This is a genomic window from Streptomyces sparsus, assembly GCF_054776295.1.
In genome coordinates this window covers 1-971 of sequence record NZ_BAAHCA010001349.1, presented here as the reverse complement: position 1 = coordinate 971, position 971 = coordinate 1, and the positions used below count along the sequence as shown (strand labels likewise).

Genomic DNA, 971 nt, shown 5'->3' with positions numbered 1-971 from the left:
GCCCGGGTCCGTCGGCGGCCGGCCGGTCACCGAGCCGTACGTCGCCCCGGTCGTCGGTCCTGCCGCCTGCCGGTGCCCGGTCGGGCGCGTCCGGCGCGGTGCGGGCCTGCTGGTCCTGGCGCATGGCGCGTTCGTTGTCGGTGGTCACGCGGTGTCACTTCCCTTCGTGTGCCGCCGGCCGGTGACCTGCGGCTGACGAGCGCCGTCGGTCTCACCGTGGCTGCGTCGGTTCTCGTCCGTCGGGCCGCCCATGAGGGCGTCGAACATGGCGCGCCCCTCGACCAGGGCGGCCCGCATCTGCTCGGTGTCGCCCTCACCACGGGCGGCGGTGTGCACCTGCCGGTAGCCTTCGACCTCGGCGGCATGGTGCACGGACAGGGCGTCGGTCTGCTCGTCGAAGTGCTGGGACGCGGGGTAGCCGACGTCCTCGGCCAGCCGGCCCAGCAGCTGCTCCGCCTCGGCCACCGCCTGCTGCGGCGACTCGACGAAGCGCTCCTGGAGAACGGTCCAGCGCTCGTTGTACTGCTCGCGCGTCTCGGGCGGCAGGCTGCGGGTCTTCAGCGAACCGTGCCGGTCGAGCCGGGCGCCGAGTTCCTCCTCGGCGGCGCGGTGGTCCCCGTTGTGGCGGGCCAGGACCCGGTCGTACTCGGGTCCGAAGCGGTGCTTCAGGTTGCGCCCGCCGCTCTTGTTCCGTACGGCGTACAGGACGCCGGCGGCGACACAGACGACCAGCACCGCGACCACTGTGACGATCACGACTGTGGACATTGCTTGGTACCCCCGGCTCTCTACTGATAGAGGGTGTTGAGCTGTCCACGCTCGGATTGCCACGAATACGATCGGTAAACGCTCAACTGCCTCCGGCGGCCCGGAACAGCGGTTCCGGGCGCCGGTGCTGCACCCTCCGTAGCCACTGGGGCATCAGGCGTCTCCGGCGTCCCCGGGTGCGGGCGGCGACGAGCGGGCCGCCC

Annotated in this window: 1 protein-coding gene; it reads right to left on the bottom strand. The window is 72.2% G+C overall.

What is annotated here, in order from left to right; genetic code table 11:
• Positions 1-144: 144 nt before the first annotated feature.
• A complete protein-coding gene (locus ACYVE9_RS28360) occupies positions 145-768 on the bottom strand; it encodes a hypothetical protein (RefSeq protein ID WP_461030749.1) in 624 nt (207 codons plus the stop codon).
• Positions 769-971 lie beyond the last annotated feature (203 nt).